Origin of the sequence: Nocardiopsis sp. CNR-923 (assembly GCF_001942255.1) — a bacterium.
GTDB lineage: Bacteria > Actinomycetota > Actinomycetes > Streptosporangiales > Streptosporangiaceae > Nocardiopsis.
Genome location: NZ_MKKC01000080.1, coordinates 14452 through 38169, shown reverse-complemented (window position 1 = coordinate 38169; position 23718 = coordinate 14452). Strand labels below are relative to the sequence as shown.

Genomic DNA, 23718 nt, shown 5'->3' with positions numbered 1-23718 from the left:
GTGAGATGGAGGAACTCAAGGACAACCTCAATCTGATGGTGTCCAACCTGCGCGAGACCACCGCCACCCAGCGGGACGCCGACTGGCTCAAGTCGAACCTCAACCGCATCTCCGGCCACATCCAGGGCCACCGGGACCTGAACGAGCTGGCCCGCCTCATCATGACCGAGGTGACCCCGCTCATGGAGGCCCAGCACGGCGCCTGCTACCTCCCCGAGGACCAGGGGGACCAGGACGTCTTCCGGCTCTACGCGGGCTTCGGCTACGCGCCCGACGAGAGCCGCCGCCGGATCCGCAAGGGCGTCGGGCTCGCGGGCGAGGCGCTGGCACAGCAGACCGAACAGCAGGTCAGCAACATCCCGCCCGGCTACGTCACCGTCCAGTCCGGTCTGGGCAAGGCCGAACCCCGGCATCTGTACATCCTCCCGATCATCTCCGAGGAGCGCGCGCTCGGCGTCATCGAGTTCGCCTCCTACGAGGAGTTCCGGGAGATCCACAAGAACTTCCTGCGCCAGCTGGTGGCCCTTCTCGGCACCACGATCAACACGATCCTGGCCAACAACCGCACCGAGTACCTCCTCGAACAGTCCCAGCAGCTCACCAGCCAGCTCCGCGAGCGGTCCAACGAACTCCAGCGCCAACAGGAGGAACTGCGCGGCAAGAACGCCGAGCTGCGGCAGAAGGCCACCCAGCTGGCCAACCAGAACCGGGCGATCGAACTCCAGAACCAGCAGATCCAGCGCTCCAGGAACGCCCTGGAGGAGCGTGCCCACCAGCTCCAGGTCTCCTCCAAGTACAAGTCGGAGTTCCTGGCGAACATGTCGCACGAGCTGCGCACGCCGCTCAACAGCCTGTTGATCCTGGCCCGCCTCCTGGCCGACAACGCCGAACAGAACCTGACTCCCAAGCAGGTCGAGTTCGCCCAGACCATCCACAAGGCGGGCAGCGACCTCCTGCTCCTCATCGACGAGATCCTCGACTTGTCCAAGGTGGAGGCGGGCCGCGCCGAGGTGCAGCCCAGCGAGGTGTCCATCGCCCAGCTCGTCGACTACGTGGAGGCCACCTTCCGACCGGTCACCGGGGAGCAGGGGCTCGCGTTCGCGGTGGACGTCTCACCCGACATCCCCGGCACCCTGTGGACCGACGAGCAGCGTCTCCAGCAGATCCTGCGCAACCTGCTGTCCAACGCCGTGAAGTTCACACCGCAGGGCGAGGTGCGGCTGCTCATCGAGCCCGCGTGGGCCCTGGACGACGCCGACCTCGACATGTTCGTGGAGGACGAGGAGGTCATCGCGTTCACCGTCGCCGACACCGGCATCGGGATCGCCGAGGACAAACTCCAGGTGATCTTCGAGCCTTCCACCAGGGCGACGGAGGCACGTCGCGCAGGTTCGGCGGCACGGGTCTGGGGCTGTCCATCAGCCGCAACTTCGCCCGGCTCCTGGGCGGTGAGATCCGCGTCCAGAGCGTGGCCAACCAGGGTTCCACCTTCACCCTCCTGCTTCCGGTGCGGCTGCCCGAGGACGCCGGGGAGCGCGGCGAGGACGTCGGCGGCGTGGACACCGTCCCCGCGCTGGAGTCCGCCCCCGGCCAGGCCTCGCCCGGCGACGCCGGGAGCGACGGCGACTACGTCATGCCCGCCGAGGACTTCGACGCCGCGCTGGCCGCCCTCACCGACATCGGCAACGAGCCGCTGCCCAGCGTCCCGGTGCTCAAGCCGTCCGAACCCGCGGTCGCGGCCGAGGGCGGGCGCGAGGACGCGCCGACGGAGCGGGTCGAGGCCAGGACCGACCCCGAACGCCGCGCCGTCCTCAGCGGACAGCGGGTGCTGATCGTCGACGACGACGTGCGCAACGTCTTCGCGCTGACCAGCGCCCTGGAGGCCCAGGGGCTGGAGGTCCTGTACGCCGACAACGGCCGTTCGGGCATCGCGATGCTGGAGGCCAACGAGGACATCTCCCTCGTCCTGATGGACGTGATGATGCCCGAACTGGACGGCAACGCCACGACCCGGGCGATCCGGGACATGCCCCAGTTCGCCGACCTGCCGATCATCTCCCTCACCGCCAAGGCGATGCAGGGCGACCGGGAGCGCAGCTTGGCGGCCGGCGCCACCGACTACGTCACCAAGCCCGTCGACCTGGACCACCTGCTGGACGTCATGCGCCGCTGGCTCACCGCCGACCCGGCGGAGACCGCCGCGGGAGCCGCGGCCGACGACGCGGCGGACGGATTCGGGCCAGACGGCGCGCCCGAGTCCCCCAGCGGGCACAATGGCGCCACGGACGACGACACCCGCATGGACGGCGGGGACCAGCCGAACGCGGACACGGGCGACGCCGGCGCCGCCCCGACAGAGGACCTGGAGTAAGGCGTAGTGACCCAGAAGGCCAACATCCTTCTCGTTGACGACCGAGAAGAGAACCTGATCGCGCTGGAGGCGGCCCTCACCTCCCTCGACCAGAACCTGGTCCGGGCGAGTTCGGGTGAGGAGGCGCTCAAGCACCTTCTGGGGACCGACTTCGCGGTCATCCTGCTCGACGTCGTCATGCCCGGCATGGACGGCTTCGAGACCGCCGCGCACATCAAGCAGCGCGAGAAGACCAAGGACGTTCCGATCATCTTTCTCACCGCGCAGGAGGTGGACCGGCACGAGGTCTTCCGCGGCTACGCCTCCCGCGCGGTCGACTACCTGCTCAAGCCGTTCGACCCGTGGGTCCTGCGGTCCAAGGTCGAGGTGTTCGTCGAGCTGCACCAGCTCAAGGCGCAGATGCGCGAGCAGGCGCGCAGCCTGCAACGCGACCTCGGACAGGAGACCGGCGAGCCCGGCAAGGTCCTGGCCGAGCGGCTGGCGCACCGCTCCCGCCAGGTTCAGAGCGACCTGGCCGCGCTGCGCGACCACATCGTGGCCCACTACCAGGACACCGACCAGCCGCTGGTGGACGGCGTGCGCCGTCTGGACCGCTCCGTCGGGCAGCTGTCCACTCTGGTCGACACGCTCCACGGCCCCGCCTGACCGCGCTCTCCCGCGCCCGGGGCGCGGCTCGGGAGGCGGCGGGGCGGGTCAGCCGGTGGGGCGCGGCGGGAGAGCCAGGCCGATGTGCTCGCCGATCTCCTCGATGAGCCCGAGGTCGGCCAGGCGGAAGCTGCCCCGGTTGCTGCGACGGATGAGGGTCAGGGCGCCCCGCACGCCCCGGCTTCCGCGCAGCGGGACCGACAGCAGCGACCCGGCGCCCAGCGCCGCCAGCAGCGGCGCTCCCGTCGCGGCGTGACCGAGGACGCCCTCGTCCTCGATCAGCGGGAACAGCAGCGACTGGCCGCCGCCCAGGACGTCGCCGGGGACGTCGGAGTCGCGCGGCCCGGCGGTCGCCACCGCCCGCGTCAGCTCCTCCGGGGCGTCGGGCGGCCCCGCCACCGCCGCACGTCGGGCGGCGTCCGGGTCGCCGGGCAGGTCGCACACGTCCACGATCACCCAGTCGGCGTAGGAGTCCGCCAGCAGTCCGGCGGCGTCGGCCAACGCGAGCGGCTCGCCCCGGCCGCCCGGTCCCGCACTGCGCAGCAGCAGCCGCGTCATCCGGGTGAGCACGTCCAGCCGTCGGGCGGCCAGCACCACGACCTGGTCCTCCACCTCCGGCTCCAGCGGGGCGGGACCCTCCTCCTCCGCGCCGCTCATCGGCGGTGACATCGCGACCAGCACGAGCGGCTGCGCCTCCGTGGGCAGTTCGAGCCGTGTCAGGGTCAGGTGCACGTCCTCGGCCCACCCTCGCTGGGCCAGGCGCGACTCCAGCGAGGCGGGCCCGTCACCGCGCAGCACCGAGGCCAACCACGACTGCATGGTCGCGCGTCTGCGCAGGTCGACGAAGTGAGCGAAGGGTTTGCCGGTGAGGTAGCCGGGCGCACTGCCCAGTTGGGCGGCCCCGGCGTTGTTGATCCGCCGGATGTAGCGTCGTGGTCGAGCAGCACCACCGGCACGCTCAGCTCCGCGAACATGGCGCGCAGCAGCATCCGGTCGCCCTCGTCGCCCTGCCGTCGCGGTCCCGGATGTTCGGACTGGGCGCGGCCGAGCAGGTCGTCCGCCGCGCCGAGCAGGCGTTCGGCGTACTCCAGTTCCGCCAGCGCCGCCTCGGCCGTGCCCCGGGCGTCGTCGGGATACATGGCATGGGTGCTCACCAGGGCGGCCACCCGCTCCCCCAGAGCGGTGATCTCCCTGCGCAGCCCCGCGAGGTTCTCCGACACGCTCAGGTCTCCGTCGTCGTCGATCGCGTCTTCGGCGGTACCCGTTCCCGGGGCCCTGACACCGTTGTCTCCCACCGACGCTAACGGATGCGGGGGGTTGCGCTCACCAGGGTTACCGTGGAATCAGGGCAGGGAGCGCGGAAACGAGGTGGCACGGTGTGGATCGAACGCCTGGCGCGTGACATCGGGGCACTGGCCCAGACCGAGAACGCCACCCTCGAACGGGCTCTGGACCAGATGAGCCGGGCCGCCGCGCTGGGCGTGCCCGGGTGTTCCGCCGCACTGGTCGTGGTCTGGCGGGAGGTGACGGGGCCAGACGGGTCCGTCCGGCACGTCGTCGCCGACTACGGCGCCTCGCACGCCGACCTGTCCGAGGCCTTCGAGCACCAGTACACGAGCGACCACGGGCCCACGGTGGAGGCGGTGCGCGAGATGCGCCAGGTGCGCGTCGGCGACGTCCTGCGCGAACACCGCTGGCCCCGGTACACGAGCATGGCCGTGCAGTGCGGCGACCGCTCGTCGATCACACAGCCCAGCCTCATCCCCGGGGACGAGGGCGAAGATGATCGTGTCGTGACGTTCGGCGTGCATTCCGGCCGGGCCGACGCCTTCGACGAGGACGTCGTGGTCCCCCTCACCGCCCTGCTCGCCGAGCACGCGGCCGTCGCCCTGATCAACGTGGGCCGCCAAGCCGACGTCGCCCGCGAGACCGCGCACATGCGCCGGGCGATGTCGGCTCGTACGGTGATCGACCAGGCCAAGGGGATCATCATGCACGCGAGGGGGTGTGACGCGGACACGGCCTTCACGGCGCTGCGCGAGGTCGCCCAGCGCAACCGCAAGAAGGTCGTGGACGTGGCGCGCGACCTCGTCGCGGAGAACACCGGCCCCCAGGCACGGACGCGTCGCCCGCGCGTGGACGGTGGGTGAACTCCGGGACACCAAACAAGGTCGAGTCCCGAGCGTGACCGAAGACCGGGATGATGGGCGTTGCCCTCCCGGAACGACAAGGAGAACCGAGAGTGACGTCAGACATCTCGATCCGTCGCGAGGATGGCGTCGTCGTGGTCACTCCCGTGGGGGAGATGGACGCGGTGACCTCTCCGGCCCTGGCCGGGGTCCTCGACGATCTCCTGTCCGAGGAACCGCCGCAGTCGGTGGTGGTCGACCTCGCCAAGGTCGCCTTCTGCGACTCCCGTTGCATCGGCGTGCTCGTCGCCGCCTACCGTCACGCGCGCGACCTCGGCGTCGGGCTCGTCGTCGCCGAACCCCAGCAGCAGGTCAACCGCCTGTTCGTGATCGCGGGGATCGACCAGGTCATCCCCATCGTGGCGAGCGTCGCGGCCGCGGTGGAAACGCTTCGCGAGTGACCGGCCCCGGTCACCGAGCGACTCCGCCCGTCGCGGGGGCGTACTCCCTGTCCAGGAAGTGCAGCCGCACCAGCGACCCCGCGCCGCTGCCGCAGATCTCCAGGAAGTCGCAGGTCTGCCGGGCGATCCACAACCCGTAGCCGCGCGGGCGGGTGCCGTCGGCCGGACGGTAGCCGGTCAGCGGGTCGACCAGGCCGCCGTCCTCGTCGAACACGTCGCACACCCAGCGTTCCGGCGCCCGCCAGACGGTCACCGTGCCCTTGCCGGCGCCATGTTCCAACACGTTGGCGGCCAGCTCGTTCACCGCCACCACCAGGTCGTCCACCCGGTGCTCCGGCCAGCCCGCCGCCCGTCCCAGGTGGGTGAGCTCCTGGCGCAGACGGGGCAGGGACAGCCCGATCTCCAACTGGTGGACGGGGCCCGCGACCGGTAGCGGCTCCGGCGCGGTCGGCCGTACTCCGAACGCCGCGGTTCCCAGGTACCCGCGGTTGGGGCGGGGCCCGTCCGGCTGCACCAGTACCGGGTGCGTGGCGCGCACCGCCGACCGCACGTGCGGGGGGAGACGGCGCGCGTCGTGCACGCACAGCAGCCGCAGCGGCATCGGGGCCAACGCGGTGGACAGTACGGACTCCAGGCGCAGCCACTCCCGCAGCTCCATCGCCGAACAACCGCCCAGCGGCGGCTCGGCGACCACGGTCACGGGCGCGGGGCCGTGGGTGAGGGCCAACCGGTGCAGGACGGCGAGTGTCCTGCCCGGCGCGGAGTACAGGGCGGTGCGGTCGATGACGTGCAGTCGGTCCCGCTCCGCGTCGCCGAGTTCCCCGGTCAGGGCGGCGGCGCGGCACGCGCTGACCGCGAGCACGGCGTACGCGCCCTCGCGTACGGCCGACCGCAACCGCTGCCGGGCCACGTCGTGGAACCTGTGCTCGCGGTGGAAGAGCAGGCCCTGGTGTTCGAAGGTCATCGCTGAGGGTTCGCGTTCGGGGGCGCGGCGCCCGGGTGCGTGCGCCGTCATCTGAGGTGTACCCACTCCGCGCCCGGTCCCTCGGAGACCGCTCCGGGGGACCGGGCGCACGTGCGCGGCGGGAGCGGGGACACGGCTCAACCCGAGGCCGTCGAGAGCAGGAGGCCGTCGGTCCGGTCCTCGTCGGAGTCGTCGAGCTCCGGCGTCTGCGGCAGGGAACGCTCGTAGGCGAGTTCGGTCTCCACCGCGATGCGCTGCCACGTGAACCGGGACCGGGCGCGGTCGGCGGCGGCGATGCCGTACGCCGAACTCATCGTCGGTGTGTTCAGGACCGCGCGCACGGCGCGGGCCACCTCGTCGGGGCGGCCGAAGCGCATCAGCACGCCGCTGGTGCGGTGCAGCACCGCGCCGGGGATCGCCCCCGTGGCGGTGGCGACCACGGGCAGACCGCAGGCCATGGCCTCCACGACGGCTCCGCCGTAGGGGTCGTAGGCGGCGGCGGACACGTACACGTCCGCCGAACGCAACAGGCGGGGCAGTTCCTTGCGCTCCACCGGGCCGGTGAGGTGGAAGCGGTCGTCCACACCGGCCTCCTTGGCGAGGAGCTCGACGGCGCGGGCGTTCTCGTCGAGGGCGACGTCGTGGTCCTCGGCGGTGGAGACGATGAGGAGTTCGGCCTCGGGCAGGCGCACCATCGCCTCCACGAGCCGGGCGGCGCCGCCGGGGCCGTCCAGGGAGGTGACTGAGACCAGGCGTGGCCGCTCCTCGCGGCGGGTCCGCCAGGGCTGCGAGGACGCGCTGCCCTCGACGCTGAAGTGGTCGGTGTCCACCCCGAACGGGACGACGCTCACCTGGTGGCGGGGCACGCCGAGCCGGGCGAGTTCCCCCTGCTGGTCGGTGGAGTTGACCAGGACGTGGTCGGCGCGGGAGGCGAGAATCGTCTCCATGCGGGCGCGCTCGGGCTGGTGGGAGAGGCCGGAACGCTGTTCGCTGGCGTTGAGCGAGTGGAAGGTCTGGACGATCGGGGTGCTGTTCTGGTCCCGGTCGCAGCGGGCCTGGGCGTGCAGGGCGGCCAGACCGCTGGTCCACCCGACCGCGTGGAGGACGTCTGGGACCTCCTCGTCGAGCGCGGCGGCGAGGGCGCTGCCGAAGGCGCCGGTGTGCTCGGCCTCCTGGCCGTCGCGAAGGGGGCGCGACGGACCGGCGTCGAGGTAGACGACGGACACCCCCCGGGCCATCCGGGTGCGCCCGTCGGGCTGATCGGGGTCGCTCCGGCGCGAGTACACCGTCACCTTGTGGCCGCGTTTGGCGAGCTGCCGGGACACGGCACAGGCGTGCAGACTCGCTGGGCAGGCTGGTTCCCCGCGATGGGCGGGGAGGGGATTGGCGTGTTCGGCGACCATGGCGATCTTCACTGGGCTGGACTCCTTGGACACGGAACGGTGTCCGTCGTTAGCGGGTTCTGCGGCCGGAGGCCGTCCGTTGAGGGTGGGTCGTTTGCGCGCGAAGCGCCCCTGACGGGCGGTGGCGGTAGACGGGTGGGCCCGAGGCGACTCCGGAGCGGGGTCGGAGCGCCCCGGAAGGGCGACGGGCAGCACTGAACGCCGTACGCATGGAGTGCGCACGGGAGCCAGGCGGCGGAGAGGAGGGGAGGGGGAAGGGCAGACGCACGGAAACCACACCAAACGACCAGTAGGGAGATCGAGCCCCCGTGCGAACCCGGACCGGGCCGACACTCGGGGCGAGGCCGTGTGTGTCTGCGTCTTAGACACCCAACGGCGCCCATTCTGCCAGACGGTGCGGCGAGCCACAACGTGACCGGGTGCCGCCGACCGCTCCAAAGGGGGGCTTCGGGGTGGTCCGTAACCCCCTCGGAGGTCCTCTGCCCTGTGCTTTCCCGATCCGGACCGGTGCGCACTGTCGCGGTCGGGCCAACGCCGCTACTGTCGGACAGGAACAACGGGACTGGACACCGCTCACCACCGGCACATCGACCACGACACTTTCGGCGGCGAGAACCCGAGTGGGAACTGCGTATCCGGGTGTTTTCCGCCATGATGTACGCGGATTTTGACCGACTCCGCCGGTACCTCGGTACGGTTACAGGATCCACGCGTTGAACGGGACTTGAGCAACGTCCGGCGGCCTGCGCCGGGCAACCGGCCACGGCCGAAGAAACGGGAGGAAGGGCGTATGGGTGTCGCTGGTGGGGAAGTCATCGTCACGGCCCTCACGCACCGGGGCGCTGTCCGTCCCGCCAACGAGGACTCCGTCGTCATGGGCGCGCTCACCGTCGCCAGCGCCAACATGACCTCGCCGGTCCGTTGCGTTCTGCCGGTGAGTGAGCCCGTCATCCTGGCCGTCGCGGACGGCATCGGCGGTCAGGCCGCGGGCGAGATCGCCTCCGAGCACGCCGTGCACCGCATGGCCGAGGTGGGTCCGCGGCTCAAGGGCCCGGACGAGATCGCCCAGCTGCTGACCAACATCGACGAGGAGATCAAGGACCACGCGACCCAGCACACCGAGTTCTCCGGCATGGGGACCACGGTCGCCGGAGTCCTGCTCAACAACGACGGCAACTTCTGGTTCAACGTCGGCGACTCCCGGACCTACCGCCTGGAGGGGCGACACCTGCGCCAGCTCTCGGAGGACGACTCGCCCGCGCTCCCGCCCTCCGAGGACGGCCGCCCCGTCACCACGAACTTCATCACCCAGTCCCTCGGCGGCAGCGCCGGCGGCGCGATGGTCCCGCATGTGGGCAGGGACGAGGGCGCCGACCCCAGCGCCTGGCTCATGTGCAGTGACGGCCTGTCCGATCTCGTCCTGCCCGACGAGATGGAGCGGATGATCGCCGAGGCAGGGAGCGACGAGGCCGCCGTGCACGCCCTGTGGCAGGCGGCCATGGAGGCGGGCGGCAAGGACAACATCAGCATCCTGCTCGCGCGTCGCGTCTGAATTCGGCCTGGCCAGGACGGCGGGGCCCGGACGTCGTCGTGATCCGGGCCCCGCCTCGTGTCCATGCGGGCCTCGGCTTCGCTTTGGCCCGTGTTCAGGCGCCCCCAGGCCAGGGATGCTCCATCCTCGGCTGCGCCTGTCGCTCGTCCCCCGCTCACGGACTGCCTCGTCTTGCGGCGCCCTGGCGGCGTCCGAACGAACCCCGGGGGCACGCGCGAGGCTCAGTCCTGGTCGCTGCCCGACTCCGACCCGGCGCGGGACCGCAGCACCACGGCCACGACCACGAGCATGGCGACCGCCACGGCCACCGCGAGGCCCACGATCCCGAGTGCGACCATCGACGGGCCCTCGGACTCGGCGGCGGCCTCGTCGGTCTCGACCGCGGTGGACGTGGTCGCGCTGTCCTCCTCGGCGGCGCCCTCCTCGCCCTCCTCGGCCGCGGGTTCCGACTCGGCGGCGGCCCCGGCCACGGCGTCCTCGGTCAGGGTGAAGGCGAGCGAGTCCTGGATGGGGTGGCCGTCGGAGGAGACGACCCGGAAGCCGATGGTGTACGCGCCCGCCTCGTCCAGGGGGAGCAGGCCCGCGGTGACGTCGAGCCCGTCGAACTCCAGGGCTCCCTCCTCCTGGTACTCCTCGCCGTTGGGGCCGGTGACGACGACGTCGCTCGCGCTGTCCGACGCCATCGGAGCGTTGTTGAAGCTCAGCACGATCTCCTCCGGAGCCGCGTCCAGGACGGCACCGTCATCGGGGGAGGAACCGGTCAGGACGTCGTGCGCGAGGGCGGGGGCGGGGGCCAGCGCCAGCGCTCCCGCGGTCAGCGGGACCGCGGCGGCGGCGATCAGGCGCGGAAGGCGGCGGGCGGTCGCCGGGTCCAGGGCGCGCGCGGTCTCGGTGGAGGCCATGTCTTCGTCTTCTCCCAGTGCTCGGGGCGGGCGTGCGCGCCGGCGGAGGAGGCCGGGCCGCACGTGATCGAAACTAGGCGGTGCCCTCCGGGGCCGCAAGACGGAGCGGGGAGAGGCCACACACGAGGAGAAGGGGCCGTCGGGCGCGATCCCCCGCGCACCCGACGGCCCCCGGTCTCAGGAGGCCGGGACCAATTCGCGTCGCATGTAGCGGCGCTGCTCCGGGGTCGTCCCGCCCCAGACACCGTGCGCCTCTCCGGCTCGCAGGGCCCACCGCAGGCACTCCTGGCGAACGGTGCAGCCGCCGCAGACGGCGACGGCCCGCTCCGTGTCGGCCCGCCCGATCCCGGTGCTGCTCACCGGGAAGAAGATCTCCGGGTCGTGGGAACGGCACTTCCCTTGCTCGACCCAGTCCTCGCTCTCGTGGTAAAGGCGGTTCACGTGCGCCTCCGATCCGTGGCTGCGATCCGTGGTCAGTGGCCGCGCCGTGGGTCCTACGGCGGGCGCGTCCTCGTCCTCACCACGGCTGTCGGGTGCTTGACCCCTCTGGTCTGCGGCGAAGCGATGCGACCAAGTGTAGTACGACCAGATGTAGTACTACACGGAGTCTGCTCGAAAGTCGGCGGGACATCAAGCGGGCCGACCGGCTGTGCGGGGTCCCACGCCGTCCGCGCACGCGCTTGGCCGGTCGTGTGGCGGAGGGCGAGCGGGCCGCCGGGGCGTGGGGAAAGTCCCTGTCCAGAGCCGCTTTCCGTGCGTGCTCCCGATGCGGCGGAGGGGCGCTCTTCGGGATGGACAGCCGTTATGTCGCGAGGTTTCCACCGAATTGATGTGACTTAACGCACTGTTAATATTGCTCAATAAGGCTCTATGTTTGACCCTGAGCGCTGTCGGCCACGCAGGGTCGGCCGCGCGGGCGCTTCCCGGGTCCGGGCCCCGCCGGAAACGTCGAAGTCCCTGATGGACGGGGGACTGGCGGTCACGGGCCCGCCCCGCTCGTCCCTCCCGAACGTCCTGGTCAGGCCGGTGCGCCGCTGCTAAATAAACGAGCCATACCCGATGGCGAACAGACGAAACATGTACGCGGAGTCTCTCTGAAACGTCATTGATATTCGTTCGCTAAGTTCGATCGACGTGCCACATCTACGAACGAACCTCCAAGCACGCGACCGAGCCGACGGCGGGGCGAGCAGCCCCGGGACCACAGGGGCCGCGGGCCGGGGGGACGTGCGCCTGTCGCACCCGTCCCCGGAGGACGGGCCGCGCATGTGGCGGCTGGCGGGAGAGACGGGGATGGACGTGAACTCCCCGTACGCCTACACGCTCTGGTGCCGGGACTTCGCCAGGACCAGCGTCGTCGCCCGCGACGACGTCGGCCGTGTCGCCGCCTACGTCACCGGTTACGTGCGCCCCGACAGTCCGGACACGTACTTCCTCTGGCAGGTCGCCGTCGATCCCGCCCGCCGCGGGCAGAGACTGGCGCGCCGCATGCTTGACTTCGTGGGTGACCGGTTCGCCGACCTGGGACTCAGTTACCTCGAAGCGACGGTCACGCCCGACAACACCGCCTCACGCGCACTCTTCGCCTCGTTCGCCCGCGACCGGGGCGCGGAGATCGAGTGGAGCCCTCTCTTCACCGGGGAGCACTTCCCGCACGACGGCGGGACTCCCCACGAGCCCGAGGACCTCGTGCGCATCGGACCCCTCGGGGCCCGCACCAGCGAAGAGCGTGCCTGACCATCCGCACCGGATCGACCGATCCTGACACCCCGTCGTCACAGCCCTGAGCCCACGAACCTGGGGAAAGGAACCAAGGAACCCACGATGGAGACCTTCCAGCGCCTCGAATCCGAAGTCCGCGGATACTGCCGGAACTGGCCCGTCGTCTTCGACAAGGCCATCGGGAGCCACGTCTACGACGAGAGCGGTCGGCCCTACCTGGACTTCTTCGCCGGGGCGGGGTCCCTCAACTACGGGCACAACAACCCGGAGTTGAAGGCATCGCTCATCGAGTACCTCACCGACGATCGGCTCGTGCACAGCCTCGACGCCTACAGCGTCGCCAAACGGGACTTCCTGGAGACCTTCGAGGACGTCGTCCTCAAACCCCGGGGCCTGGACTACAAGGTCCAGTTCCCCGGCCCGGCGGGCAACAACGCGGTCGAGGCCGCGCTCAAACTCGCCCGCAAGTACACCGGTCGCGAGACGATCGTCAACTTCACCAACGGCTTCCACGGCATGACCCTGGGCGCCTTGGCCGTCACCGGCAACTCCATGAAGCGCGGCGGCGCGGGCGTGCCCCTCGGGCACGTCGCCACGATGCCGTTCGACAACTACATGGACGGCCAGACACCGGACTTCCTGTGGCTGCGCAGCCTGCTGGACGACAGCGGCAGCGGCCTGGACAAGCCCGCCGCGGTCATCGTCGAGACGGTCCAGGGCGAGGGCGGCATCAACGTGGCCAGCGCCCAGTGGCTGCGCGAGCTGTCCGCCCTGTGCCGCGAGTACGAGATCCTCATGATCGTCGACGACATCCAGATGGGCTGCGGCCGCACCGGCGGCTTCTTCAGCTTCGAGGAGGCCGGGATCACCCCGGACATCGTCACGCTGTCGAAGTCCATCAGCGGCTACGGTCTGCCGATGGCCCTCACGCTGTTCAAGCGGGAACTGGACGTGTGGGAGCCGGGCGAGCACAACGGCACCTTCCGCGGCTTCAACCCGGCGATGGTCACGGGCGCCGAGGCGCTGCGCCGCTTCTGGAGCGACGACGCCTTCGCCCGTGAGATCAGGGCCAAGGGCGACATGGTCGCCGCCCGACTCACGGAGATCGCCGCTGAGTTCCCGCAGGTCGGCGCGCATGTGCGCGGCCGGGGCCTGGCACGCGGTCTGGCCTTCGAGGACACCTCGATCGCCAAACGGGTCGCCGCCGAGTCCTTCGATCGGGGCCTGCTCGTGGAGACCTCCGGTCCCGAGGACGAGGTCGCCAAGCTGCTCCCGCCGCTCACCACGACGGAGGAGGAGCTCAAGGCCGGACTCGACATCATGGCCGACGCCGCGCGGGCGGCCGTGAAGGTCGCCCAGCCGGTGTAGCCATCCGCCCTGGTGAGGGGCGACGGACACGGGGTCGTCGCTTCCCGAATCGGGATGCCGACCGACCCCCTACCGTGTTCAATAGATCAAAGCCACGGCGCACGAGCGCGTTAGGGAGTTATCAGTGATCGTTCGCAGCGTTGACGACGTCAACGGCACCGACCGCGACGTCAAGCACGGAAACTGGCGCAGCCGCAGGATGATCCTCGCCAAGGAGGGCGTGGGGTTCTCCTTCCACGAGACCGTGTTGTACGCGGGCACGGAGACCACGATGTGGTACGCCAACCACGTCGAGCTGGTGCACTGCATCGAGGGCGAGGCCGAACTCACCAACGAGGAGACCGGCGAGAAGCACGTCATCACCCCCGGCACCCTCTACCTGCTCGACGGTCATGAGAAGCACACGCTGCGCATCAAGGAGGACTTCCGCGTCCTGTGCGTGTTCAACCCGCCGGTGACCGGGCGCGAGGTGCACGATGAGAACGGCGTGTACCCGCTCATCGTCGAGGAGCCGGAGGACACCGCGGTCTCCTGACAACCGGGTGTGAACGCGTGGGCGGGGTCCGTGGTCTGGGACTCCGCCCACAGTCGTGTGTGGCACCGGAGCCCTTCGGTGATCGAATTTCACACCCAGGGTCACAAACCACAGGTGACCCGGCATGCACGCCTGAGCGGGGCGTTCGCCCGGTGGATGAGTGCTCATAACCAGTGCATAACGGACGTGACCTGCCTCGTTACTGCTGGGCGGGCTCGGGGAGGGACTGACCCAAGTCTGTGCCGTCGATCCGTGTCCCGTTCGACGGCTGGGACCCGCGGAGTGACTCGGCCGCGGACCCCGAACCCACCAGGCGTCCCCATCCGAATCGCGGCGCCGCCGTCCCGATGACGCGGCGCCGCCCTGACGTTCCACGAGGAGCAGTCGTGAAGAAGCAGGAGTCAGCGGTCAACCGAGGAGCCCTGGGTCGCCGGGACGCGTTCCGACTCGGAGGAGTGGGTCTTGCGGTGGCCGGTCTCGCCGCGTGCAGCAGGGTGGAGGACGGAGGTGGAGAAGGCGGTCCGTCGATCCTGGAGCGCCTTCGCGAACAGGGCTTCGTGGCGGTCGGTCTGGCCAACGAGATCCCCTTCGGCTTCATCGACGACTCCGGTGAGCCCGCCGGCCAGTCCCCGGCCGTGGCCGCCGCGGTGTTCGAGGAGCTGGGCGTCCCCGAGATCCAGGCCTCCCCGGTCGCCTGGGACGGCCTCATCCCGGGTCTACGCTCCAATCGGTTCGACGTCATCGCCGCGGGTATGTTCATCACCCCTGAGCGCTGCGAGCAGGTCGCCTTCAGCGAACCCACCGCGACCTCGCCCGAGGCCTTCCTCGTCGAGGAGGGCAACCCGAACGACATCACGCACTTCACCACGTTCGCGGAGAACCCCGATCTGCGCCTGGCGGTCCTCAACGGGTCCGTGGAGCAGACCTACGCGGAGTACTTCGGGATCCCCGAGGACCAGCTGAACCTGATCCCGGACCAGACCACCGGCTACGAACTGCTGGAGTCCGGTCGTGTCGACGCGATGTCCATGCTGAGCGTGTCCCACACCTACCTGCTGCGCGAGCGCGGCGGGCCCTTCGAGGTCACCGAGGCGTTCTTCCCCGAGATCGACGGGACGGAGGAGCGCGGCTGGGGCGGTCTGGCCCTGCGCCAGGAGGACACCGAGCTGCTGGAGGAGATCAACCGCGTGATCGCCGAGTTCAAGGAGAGCGGACGCCTCCTGGAACTGGGCCAGGAGTGGGGCTTCACCGAGGCCGACCTGCCCGACGACACCACGACCGCCGAACTCTGCGAGGGTTGATCCTGCCGTGCAGTTCCTGATCGAGCGGCTTCCGCTCTATCTCGACGGCGCGTGGGTCACCATCCAGCTCACCATCGGCGGCAGTGCCCTGGCCTTCGTCCTGGCCATGGCCTTCGGCATCCTGGGCACCGTCAACCACTGGTTGCCCAGGGCCGTGGCCACGGTCTACGTCGAGGTCTTCCGGGGCATCGCCGCCTGGTGCTGATGTTCTGGATGGCCTACGCCCTGCCGCAGCTCACCGGTTTCCAGCTGGAGGACCGGTTCGCCGCGATCCTCGCCGTGGGGCTCAACGTCGGTGCCTACGGCGCCGAGGTCGTGCGCGCGGCCGTCAACGCCGTGCCCAAGGCGCAGGTGGAGGCCACGGTCGCGCTCAACCTGTCCTGGTTCCAACGCGTGCGGCTGGTCGTCCTGCCCCAGGCCTGGGCGCAGATGCTGCCCACCTTCGGCAATCTCGTCATCGAGTTGATGAAGGCGACCGCCGTCGCCTACCTCATCGGCGTCGTCGACCTGACGGCCGTCGCGCAGCAGATGCGTCAGGCCACCGGTGAGACGATCCTGGCCTTCTCCGGCGCCCTCGTCTTCTACTTCCTCATCGCGCAGGTGCTCATCTTCGGCATGCGTCTCCTCGAACGCCGCGCCAACCGCAAGCTGGGCCGGACACCGCCGGGCGGTACCGGTCTGGGATCCCTCCTACGGCACCCGGCCGTCGCCGGAGCCACCGCGGGCTCCGGAGTCTCCGGAGGCGGTGAGAGCCGATGACGTTCTGGGACATGGAGTTCACCGCCGAGGCCATGCCCGACCTGCTGTCCGGCCTGTGGGTCACGGTCCAGGCCACGGTGATGGGCTACCTCATCGCGCTCACCCTCGGCCTGCTGATCGCGGTGGTCCGACGCGTGCGCGTGCTCGGCGCGCTCGTGCACGGGGTCATGGAGTTCATCCGGACGACCCCCCTCGTGGCCCAGCTGGTCTTCGTCTTCCTCCTGGCCCCCTCCACGGTCACGGCGATGACCGTCGGCGTCGTGGTCCTGGGCGTGCACTACTCCGCCTACACCGCCGAGGTGTACCGCTCCGGAATCGAGGGCGTGGCCAAGGGCCAGTGGGAGGCGGCCCGCGCCCTGAGCCTCCCGGCCAGCCGTACGTGGGGCGCGATCGTCCTTCCCCAGGCCATCCGCAAGGTCATCCCCGCCCTGGGCAACTACCTCATCGCGATGTTCAAGGACACCCCGCTGCTCTTCGCCATCGGTGTGGCCGAGCTGCTCACGCAGGCCCAGCGGATCGGCAGTGTGAGCTTCCGGCTCGTGGAGGCCTACACCCTCGTCGGTTTCCTCTTCCTCGCGGTGAGCATCCCCTCCGCCATCCTCATCCGACGACTGGAGCGACGCTATGCCGCCGTCTGACACCCCGTCCACCGAAGCACCCCAGGGGGTCGAGGGGCAGCCCCAGATCGTCTTCGACCAGGTGGTCAAGCGGTTCGGTGAGCTCACCGTGCTCGACCGCCTCGACTTCGCGGTCGAACCCGGCGAGCGGGTCACGCTCATCGGTCCCAGCGGTTCTGGCAAGACCACGATCCTGCGCCTGCTCATGACTCTGGAGAAGGTCACCGAGGGTCACATTCACGTGGCCGGGGAGCCGTTCAGCCACATGCGGCGGGGCAACCACCTGGTCCCCGCCAACGAGAGCTACCTGCGGCGCAGACGCCGGAGCATCGGCATGGTGTTCCAGCAGTTCAACCTGTTCCCCAACATGACGGTCCGCAAGAACGTCATCGAGGCGCCCGTCCACGTCCTCGGCCTGTCCAAGGACGAGGCCGACGAGCGGGCGGTGGAGCTGCTGGAGCTGGTCGGCCTGGGCGACAAGATCGACGCCCATCCGACGCAGCTGTCCGGAGGCCAGCAGCAGCGCGTCGCGATCGCCCGCGCGCTGGCGATGCGGCCGGACATCCTGTTGCTGGACGAGGTCACCTCCGCGCTGGACCCGGAGCTGGTCGCGGGCGTCCTCGACGTCCTGCGCCAGGTGGCCGAGTCGACGGACATCACCATGCTGTGCGTGACGCATGAGATGGGCTTCGCGCGGGACGTGTCGCACCGGGTCCTGATGTTCGACAAGGGCAGGATCGCCGAGGAGGGGACTCCGGAGCAGATCTTCGAGGATCCGCGTGAGGAACGGACCAGGTCCTTCCTTCGCTCAGTGCTGGACAACGGTTTCTGAGCCCCGCGGTGCGGAGGCGAGCGGCCCGGGGCGAGTGCCCCGGGCCGACGCTTCCCAGACACGCCCACTGACGACATACCGTAGTCATTAGATCACTTTTAGTTTCTCCTTGGGCAGAATGGGTGCTCTGATCCAGGGGGGACTCTTGTGACCAAGGTGCGAAGTTGGGGGCTCGTCGCATGGGGTGCGTTGGCCGCCCTGATCGTCACGGTGATGGTCGCGCGCCCCGACTTGCTCGCCGAGTCCCTGACCGAGGACCTCCCCTTCTACACGTCCCTCTGGGGGCCGATGCTCGTCGCGGGCCTGACCGCCTGGGCTCTGGTTCGCTGGTTCGGCCAGCGGGACGCGCTCGACGCCCGGGTCGCCGCGGCCCTGGAGGGGCACCCGCTCCGGCGGGAACTGGGCTACCTGCTGATATTCCTGTGCGGGTTCGTCCTGTCCATGATGGTCCTCTCCTGGGTCTCCGCCCTGTACACGGCGGAGACCGACATGGACCTGCGGATGTCGGTGTCCCTGGTCTGCCGGCTGCTCTTCCTGTTCACCCTGCCGATGCTCGTGATGGACCGTTCCGGGGTCACCGTGGACGGCACGGGCACCGCCATGCCCTCGCTGGCCCTGGGCGTGCGCGAGCCGTGGCGGTGGCTCGGCCTCGTGCCGGTGGGCGTCGCGGTCGGCCTGGTCGGCAACCGGCTCGCCCCGGTCTACGGACTGCCGCCGGTCTCGCTCGCCGTGGTCGGCTTCCTGCTCGCCTTCGTGCTGGTGTGCGTGTGCGAGGAGATCTTCTACCGCGGGATGCTCCAGACCCGACTGGAGTTCCTCCTGGGCCGCTGGGCCGGCATCGTCGTGGCCGCGACCGTCTTCGCGTTGACCTACGCGATCGTCCAGCCCTACGACGCCGTCGCCCGGATCCGCGGCTACGACTTCGTGCATGACCTCTGGCTGTCCCTGCTGTCCTACGCCGCGGGGGGCCTCCTCTTCGGGTACCTGTGGACGTGTTTCCGCAACATCTGGGTCATCGTGCTCCTGCGGCTCTCGCTCTTCGTGCTCGTCATGCCGCCGGGGCTCGGCCCCTTCATCCACTGAGACCCCGGGTCCCGCGACGCACTCCGGTCACCATCGTGTGCCCGTGCCCCACAGTGTGAAGACGGGGGGAAACTTCGCGTGCGGAGATAGGCTGGAGGTGCCCGGATGGGTACAGAAGCTCCATAGCGGATGCACCGCGGTCATACTCCCCTCACTGGGAGGTCACCGTCCGGTCATGAACAGGGGGGAGTCTGCCACCTGTGAGCACGGAATCAGCGTCAGCACCAGTGGACACCAGCATGGCCGACCTGCCAGCGGACAGGTTCATGGATCGGGAGGAGGGCTGGCTCCGGTTCAACCAACGCGTCCTCGAACTGGCCGAGGACGAGGCGATCCCCCTCCTGGAACGCGCGCGGTTTCTCGCGATCTTCTCCAGCAACCTGGACGAGTTCTTCATGGTCCGGGTCGCCGGGCTGAAGCGCCGTATCGCCACCGGCCTGTCCGTGCGCTCCTCCAGCGGACACCACCCCCGCGCCCTGCTCGAACGCGTCTCCGAGTTCAGCCGCGACCTCATGCTCCGCCACTCGGCCTGCTACGAGCACAGCGTCGCACCCGCGCTGCGCGAGGTCGGCATCCGCATCGTGCGATGGAACGACCTCGACCCCGCCGAGCACGAATACCTGCACGGTTTCTTCCGGCGCTCCATCTACCCGCTGGTCACCCCCTTCGCCGTCGACTCCGCCCACCCCTTCCCCTACATCTCCGGACGGTCGCTCAACCTCGCGGTCACCGTCCGCGACCCCCCGCGACGAGCGCCGCATGTTCGCCCGGGTCAAGGTCCCCGGCTCCCTTCCGCGCTTCATCGAGCTCACCGCCGGATCGGGCGGCCGCTTCGTCCCGGTCGAGGACGTCATCGCCGCCCACCTGCCGCAGCTGTTCGAGGGCATGGAGGTCGTCGAGCACCACGCCTTCCGCGTCACCCGCAACGCCGACCTGGAGGTCGACGAGGACGAGACCGACAACCTCGTCCAGTCCCTCGAACAGGAACTCCTGCGCCGCCGTTTCGGCCCGCTCGTGCGCCTGGAGGTCGAGCAGTCCATCAGCGACGAGGTCCTCGGCATACTCACCCACCAGCTCGCGCCGAGGAGGAGGAGATCTACCGTGTCCCCGGTCCGCTCAACCTGGCCGGACTCTCCCAGATCGCCGACGTCGACCGGCCGGAGCTGTGCTTCGCGCCCATGGTCCCCGTCGAACCGCGCGCCCTGAACTCGGGCGACCTGTTCGCCGCCATCCGCGAGCGCGAGATCCTCGTCCACCACCCCTACGAGGACTTCGCCGCCACCACCGAGCGGTACCTCGCCCTGGCCGCCAGTGACCCCAAGGTCGTGGCGATCAAGCAGACCCTGTACCGCACCAGCGGCGACTCGCCCATCGTCGAGGCGCTCATCGAGGCCGCCCGCGCCGGCAAGGAGGTCGTGGTCCTCGTCGAGGTCAAGGCGCGCTTCGACGAGCAGAACAACATCCTGTGGGCCCGCAAGCTGGAGGACGCGGGCTGCCACGTCGTCTACGGCGTCGTCGGCCTCAAGACCCACTGCAAACTGTCCATGGTCATCCGCCAGGACGACGACGGCCTGCTGCGCCGGTACTGCCACGTCGGCACCGGGAACTACAACCCCGCGACCGCGCGGATCTATGAGGACCTGGGCCTGTTCAGCGCCTCCGCCGAGGTCGGCGAGGACGTCAGCGACCTGTTCAACAGCCTCACCGGTTTCTCCCGCAAGAAGCACTACAGGCGCCTGCTCGTGGCCCCGGCCGCGCTGCGCGAGGGCCTCCTGCGCCAGATCGAGGTCGAGGTCGAGCACCGCCGTCGGGGCGAGCCCGCGCACATCCGGATCAAGGTCAACTCCCTGGTCGACCGAGAGATCATCGACGCGCTCTACCGCGCCTCCCAGGAGGGCGTCAGCGTCGACCTGTGGGTGCGCGGCAGCTGCGTCCTGCGCGCGGGCGTGCCCGGCCTGTCCGAGAACATCCGCGTCCGCAGCATCCTCGGCCGCTTCCTCGAACACTCCCGCGTCTTCGTCTTCGCCAACGGCTGGCGTCCCCAGGTGTGGATCGGCAGCGCCGACCTCATGCCCCGCAACCTCGACCGCCGGGTGGAGGCGCTCGTGCGCGTCTCCGACCCCGAACAGTGCCGGCGCCTGGTCGGCCTCATGGAGCTGGCCATGTCCGACGGCACTTCGTCCTGGCGGCTGCGGCCCGACGGAACGTGGGACCGCGCCACCCACGACGAGGAGGGCCAACCGTTGCTGGACCTGCAGGAGACCCTGCGCGGCGAGCGCCACCTCAGGGTGGTGGAGGCCTGATGGAGTCGCGGGACCAGACCCAGACCGAGGGCGTGCTGGGGCAGCCGCGCTTCACCAGCGCCTTCCCGCCGCGCGACACGGCCGTCGGCGGCTACCTCGAACCCATCCGAGCGGGCGGCGCGGTCCTGTGGCGCGACGGCGGCGGGGCGGAGCCCGAGATCGTCCTCATCCGGCGGCCCGATCGCGACGACTGGACGCTCCCCAAGGGCAAGCTCAAGAACGGCGAGCACCTCATCACGGGCGCTGTGCGCGAGGTCCGCGAGGAGACGGGGCTCATCCCGGTCCTGGGCCGGCGGCTCCCGCCCCAGAGATACCTCAAGGACGGCTGGCCCAAGCAGGTCGAGTGGTGGGCGGCCACGCCCGCCGAGCCCGGCGGCGCGATCGACTACGTGCCCAACGAGGAGGTCGACGTCGTCGAGTGGGTGCCCATGAAGGACGCCCTGGCGCGCCTCACCTACGAACACGACGTCCACGTCCTCGACAACTTCCGCGCCGGGCCCGCCGAGACCTTCCCGGTCATCGTGCTGCGGCATCTGTCAGCGGGGGAGAAGCGCGCCTGGCGCGACAACGACCTGCTGCGCCCCCTGGACGAGGCGGGCCGGGCCGACGCGCTGGCCCTGCCCCGTGTGCTGGCCTCCTACGGGCGACCGCGCGCGGTGTCGTCGGCGGCGGCCCGGTGCACCGAGTCGCTGCTGCCCTACAGTGTCGAGTCCGACGTTCCGGTGCGGACCGAGCGCGCCTTCACCGTGCGAGGGGCCGGGCGGGGAGAGTCCCCGGAGTTCGACGTGGAGGCCGCGCGGGAGGCGTTCGAGGGCGTCCTGTCCGAGGGGCGCCCGACCGTGGTGTGCACCCACGGGGAGCTCGTGCCGCACCTGATGCGGGAGGCGCTCGACCGGCTCGGCGCGCCGGTGTCCCAGCAGTTGGGGTTGCGCAAGGGCTCGTTCTGGGTGGTGCACGTCGCCGCGGGCGGGGTGCTCGCGGGGGTGGAGCGGCACGCGATCCGGGGATGAGCCGGGGCGGGTCCGCGCGGCCGTCCGGCGGTGAGACCATCGGCTCATGGCCACTCACCAGATCTCGCGGAGCATCACCGTCAAGGCTTCCGCCGCGCACGTCTTCGACCTCGTCGCCTCTCCCGCACGGCACGCGGAGCTGGACGGGTCGGACACCGTGCGGGGCGTCCTGTCCGGCCCGGCCCGGCTCTCGCCCGGGTCCCGCTTCGGCATGACCATGCGCATGTTCGGGCTGCCGTACCGGATGACCAACCGGGTCGTGGAGTTCGAGCAGGACCGCCTGATCGCCTGGCGCCACCTCGGGCCGCACCGCTGGCGCTACGAGCTGGAGGAGCTGTCCTCGGGGATGACCAGGGTGACCGAGACCTTCGACTACACCCGGGGCCTGCCGGTGCTCTACGTCCTGCTCGGCGTGCCCGCGAGGAACGCCGTGGGCATCGAGCGGACCCTGGTGCGGCTCAGGGACGCGGTCGAGCGGGGCTGACGCCGCGGACACGGACGCGCCCCCGCCACATGACGGGGGCGCGTCCGCGGCGAGTCGCTAGTCGTCCCACCAGTGGTGGTCGCCGTGGTCACCGGAGTGACCATGGTCGTCGTAGTACCCCCCCTTGTGGTCGAAGCTCTTGAAGAACTCCCCATCGCGGTGGACGTCGGCGTCGAAGCCGTGGTAGCCGTCGAAGTGGTCGTGAGCGGCGGCGGGCGTGGCGGCCATGCCGAGGGCGGCACCGGCCGCCATGGTCACGAACACGAGCGCAGCGGTACGTTTCATGAACTGATCCTAACTTTGAGTGCCTATGCGACTACTTCCAGTTAGGACTCTAGGTCGGTGATCCCGGTTTGGCCAGTTCATCGCCCCCGTTCGGGGTGATTGACTCCGGGCCCCGCCCCGACTCCGCTCGGCGACCGCGAAACGCCCACATGCCCTAAAGTGCGGCCAGGGCCCGCCCCTCCCCTGGGGCGGTGCGTCGGTCGACGAGTCGGGAGCTTCGGTGGGAACAACCTTCGGTGACGTCTGGAGCGAGGTGCTGACCGTCCAGTCGGCGCCCGAGCAGTGGATCATCATCGCCGCCGCGGTCCTGGCCCTGGCCGCGGTCCTGCTCGGTCCGCCCTGGCGCGTGGCGCGCAACGTCGTCACCATCGCGCACGAGGGCGGACACGCGCTGGTGGCGCTGCTCAGCGGACGCCAGCTCACCGGGATCCGGCTGCACTCCGACACTTCCGGAGTCACCGTGTCGCGCGGCAAACCGACCGGCATCGGGATGATCCTGACGGTTTTCGCGGGCTACGTCTCGCCGTCGCTCGTCGGACTCCTGGGCATCCTCATGCTCATGTCCGACCGCATCACGGCGCTGTTGTGGCTGAGCATCCTCGTGCTCGCCGCGATGCTGCTCATGATCCGCAACGTCTACGGCGTGGTGTCGATCGTGGGCACCGGCGCCGTGGTCTTCGGCGTGAGCTGGTTCACCCCGACGGCGGTCCAGGCGGCCTTCGCCTACCTGTTCACCTGGTTCCTGCTCTTCGCCGGAGTGCGGCCGGTTCTCGAACTCCAGATCCAGCGGACGCGTCAGCCCTCACCGCACTCCGACGCCGACCAGCTGGCCCGGCTCACGGGAGTGCCCGGAACCCTGTGGGTGGTGGTCTTCGCCCTGGTCAACATCGCCGTGACCGCGTTGGGCGCGTGGCTGCTCCTGCTGCGCGGCTAGGGCGTGTGCTGTGGACGCCGCCCGTCGCGCGGCGGGGTGTGCGTCCGCGGCACGGGCC

20 protein-coding genes and 3 pseudogenes are annotated in these 23718 nt (G+C 70.2%); 17 read left to right on the top strand and 6 right to left on the bottom strand.

The window, feature by feature from the left end:
- Window positions 1-82 precede the first annotated feature (82 nt).
- Complete coding sequence (locus tag BJF83_RS31070) at window positions 83-2371, top strand: response regulator (RefSeq protein WP_394329329.1); 2289 nt, start codon at window positions 83-85, stop codon at window positions 2369-2371.
- A 6-nt stretch (window positions 2372-2377) separates the two neighbouring features.
- Window positions 2378-3016: a two-component system response regulator gene (locus BJF83_RS12380; protein WP_075926401.1), complete on the top strand. Its 639-nt coding sequence runs from the start codon at window positions 2378-2380 to the stop codon at window positions 3014-3016.
- A gap of 48 nt (window positions 3017-3064) precedes the next feature.
- Here the strand turns inward: BJF83_RS12380 and BJF83_RS12375 are convergent.
- Window positions 3065-4236 (bottom strand): annotated as a pseudogene (locus BJF83_RS12375) (PAS domain-containing protein).
- Window positions 4237-4392: 156 nt separating this feature from the next.
- Between BJF83_RS12375 and BJF83_RS12370 the strand changes: the two are divergent.
- Together BJF83_RS12370 and BJF83_RS12365 are read left to right on the top strand one after the other, a co-directional pair.
- Complete coding sequence (locus BJF83_RS12370) at window positions 4393-5166, top strand: ANTAR domain-containing response regulator (RefSeq protein WP_075926400.1); 774 nt, start codon at window positions 4393-4395, stop codon at window positions 5164-5166.
- A gap of 92 nt (window positions 5167-5258) precedes the next feature.
- Window positions 5259-5606, top strand: coding sequence for an STAS domain-containing protein (locus BJF83_RS12365; protein ID WP_075926399.1), 348 nt, complete (start codon window positions 5259-5261; stop codon window positions 5604-5606).
- Between the two features lie 10 nt (window positions 5607-5616).
- Here BJF83_RS12365 and BJF83_RS12360 read toward each other — a convergent pair whose 3' ends face one another.
- Both BJF83_RS12360 and BJF83_RS12355 read right to left on the bottom strand, forming a co-directional pair.
- Window positions 5617-6570, bottom strand: a complete 954-nt coding sequence (locus BJF83_RS12360) for a sensor histidine kinase (RefSeq protein WP_075926411.1) — start codon at window positions 6568-6570, stop codon at window positions 5617-5619.
- A gap of 137 nt (window positions 6571-6707) precedes the next feature.
- Entirely contained in the window at window positions 6708-7985 is a 1278-nt protein-coding gene (locus BJF83_RS12355) for a glycosyltransferase (RefSeq protein WP_075926398.1), read from the bottom strand.
- A gap of 778 nt (window positions 7986-8763) precedes the next feature.
- On the opposite strand from BJF83_RS12355, the gene BJF83_RS12350 reads away from it, so the two are divergent.
- Complete coding sequence (locus BJF83_RS12350) at window positions 8764-9525, top strand: PP2C family serine/threonine-protein phosphatase (RefSeq protein ID WP_075926397.1); 762 nt, start codon at window positions 8764-8766, stop codon at window positions 9523-9525.
- Window positions 9526-9746: 221 nt separating this feature from the next.
- Here the strand turns inward: BJF83_RS12350 and BJF83_RS12345 are convergent, their stop codons facing one another.
- Together BJF83_RS12345 and BJF83_RS12340 are read right to left on the bottom strand one after the other, a co-directional pair.
- Complete coding sequence (locus tag BJF83_RS12345) at window positions 9747-10427, bottom strand: copper resistance CopC family protein (RefSeq protein WP_075926396.1); 681 nt, start codon at window positions 10425-10427, stop codon at window positions 9747-9749.
- A gap of 177 nt (window positions 10428-10604) precedes the next feature.
- Window positions 10605-10868, bottom strand: a complete 264-nt coding sequence (locus tag BJF83_RS12340) for a WhiB family transcriptional regulator (RefSeq protein WP_075926395.1) — start codon at window positions 10866-10868, stop codon at window positions 10605-10607.
- 786 nt (window positions 10869-11654) lie between these two features.
- Between BJF83_RS12340 and ectA the strand changes: the two genes are divergently transcribed.
- The 11 genes and pseudogenes from ectA to BJF83_RS12285 all read left to right on the top strand — a co-directional run bounded on the left by ectA (window position 11655) and on the right by BJF83_RS12285 (window position 22441).
- The gene (gene ectA, locus BJF83_RS12335) at window positions 11655-12164 is read left to right on the top strand and encodes a diaminobutyrate acetyltransferase (protein WP_075926394.1); all 510 of its coding nucleotides are present in this window, start codon (window positions 11655-11657) and stop codon (window positions 12162-12164) included.
- A gap of 87 nt (window positions 12165-12251) precedes the next feature.
- Window positions 12252-13517: a diaminobutyrate--2-oxoglutarate transaminase gene (gene ectB, locus BJF83_RS12330; protein WP_075926393.1), complete on the top strand. Its 1266-nt coding sequence runs from the start codon at window positions 12252-12254 to the stop codon at window positions 13515-13517.
- 124 nt (window positions 13518-13641) lie between these two features.
- On the top strand, window positions 13642-14052 hold the full coding sequence (locus BJF83_RS12325; protein WP_075926392.1) for an ectoine synthase: 411 nt from the start codon (window positions 13642-13644) through the stop codon (window positions 14050-14052).
- 467 nt (window positions 14053-14519) lie between these two features.
- Window positions 14520-15353 carry an ectoine/hydroxyectoine ABC transporter substrate-binding protein EhuB gene (gene ehuB, locus BJF83_RS12320; protein WP_075926391.1) on the top strand — a complete coding sequence of 278 codons (834 nt, stop codon included), beginning with the start codon at window positions 14520-14522 and terminating at the stop codon, window positions 15351-15353.
- 7 nt (window positions 15354-15360) lie between these two features.
- A pseudogene (ehuC, locus tag BJF83_RS12315) lies at window positions 15361-16112 on the top strand (ectoine/hydroxyectoine ABC transporter permease subunit EhuC).
- On the top strand, window positions 16109-16750 hold the full coding sequence (gene ehuD, locus BJF83_RS12310; RefSeq protein ID WP_075926390.1) for an ectoine/hydroxyectoine ABC transporter permease subunit EhuD: 642 nt from the start codon (window positions 16109-16111) through the stop codon (window positions 16748-16750). Before ehuC ends, ehuD begins: the two are co-directional and overlap by 4 nt.
- Entirely contained in the window at window positions 16737-17561 is an 825-nt protein-coding gene (gene ehuA, locus BJF83_RS12305; RefSeq protein ID WP_075926389.1) for an ectoine/hydroxyectoine ABC transporter ATP-binding protein EhuA, read from the top strand. The genes ehuD and ehuA overlap by 14 nt, the downstream gene beginning before the upstream one ends.
- 147 nt (window positions 17562-17708) lie before the next feature.
- A complete protein-coding gene (locus BJF83_RS12300) occupies window positions 17709-18644 on the top strand; it encodes a CPBP family intramembrane glutamic endopeptidase (RefSeq protein ID WP_262391491.1) in 936 nt (311 codons plus the stop codon).
- A gap of 266 nt (window positions 18645-18910) precedes the next feature.
- Window positions 18911-20947: pseudogene (locus tag BJF83_RS12295) on the top strand (RNA degradosome polyphosphate kinase).
- Window positions 20947-21957, top strand: a complete 1011-nt coding sequence (locus BJF83_RS12290; RefSeq protein WP_075926388.1) for an NUDIX hydrolase — start codon at window positions 20947-20949, stop codon at window positions 21955-21957. The pseudogene BJF83_RS12295 and the gene BJF83_RS12290 overlap by 1 nt, the downstream one beginning before the upstream one ends.
- A 46-nt stretch (window positions 21958-22003) precedes the next feature.
- Window positions 22004-22441 (top strand): SRPBCC family protein, encoded by a 438-nt coding sequence (locus tag BJF83_RS12285; protein ID WP_075926387.1) that lies wholly within the window; start codon window positions 22004-22006, stop codon window positions 22439-22441.
- Between the two features lie 57 nt (window positions 22442-22498).
- Here BJF83_RS12285 and BJF83_RS12280 read toward each other — a convergent pair whose 3' ends face one another.
- Window positions 22499-22726, bottom strand: coding sequence for a hypothetical protein (locus tag BJF83_RS12280; protein ID WP_143831860.1), 228 nt, complete (start codon window positions 22724-22726; stop codon window positions 22499-22501).
- A gap of 220 nt (window positions 22727-22946) precedes the next feature.
- Here BJF83_RS12280 and BJF83_RS12275 point away from each other — a divergent pair, with 220 nt between their 5' ends.
- Window positions 22947-23660 carry a M50 family metallopeptidase gene (locus tag BJF83_RS12275; protein WP_075926385.1) on the top strand — a complete coding sequence of 238 codons (714 nt, stop codon included), beginning with the start codon at window positions 22947-22949 and terminating at the stop codon, window positions 23658-23660.
- Window positions 23661-23718: the final 58 nt, after the last annotated feature.